Below are 310 nucleotides of genomic sequence, written 5' to 3'. Positions count from 1 at the left end.
GCAGGCTCACGCTGGGGACCTCCAGCGTCACATACCGGCCCCGCGGCCGCGCCAGCCCCTCCCGCGCGATCTCTACCCGGGTGCTCGTCACGCCGCCCTGACGGGCCGTTGCCACGCGCACCCCGGCGGGCAGGGCAGTTTTGCCCGGCTGACCGAACAGTTCATCGGCAAGGTCAGTTTCCCGCATAGTGCATCCCCCATCCGTCTGAATTTCCGTATTTGGGCGCTTTTCCCGCCCAAACGGTACCAGAAGTCTGGGAAAATGAAAAAATTCTAAACAAAAATTCAAAAAAGGCTTGCGCTGGTACGG

The 310-nt window shown here is 61.3% G+C and carries 1 pseudogene; it reads right to left on the bottom strand.

Going from position 1 to position 310, the window contains the following annotated elements:
* Positions 1 to 187: pseudogene (locus P0G09_RS17735) on the bottom strand (GPR endopeptidase); the annotation flags it as partial.
* Positions 188 to 310 lie beyond the last annotated feature (123 nt).

It is taken from the genome of Faecalibacterium sp. DFI.5.82, assembly GCF_029076575.1.
In the GTDB taxonomy this organism is placed as follows: domain Bacteria; phylum Bacillota; class Clostridia; order Oscillospirales; family Ruminococcaceae; genus Faecalibacterium; species Faecalibacterium duncaniae.
The sequence above is the reverse complement of the archived record's forward strand: the minus strand, read 5'-3'. Positions and strand labels throughout refer to the sequence as shown.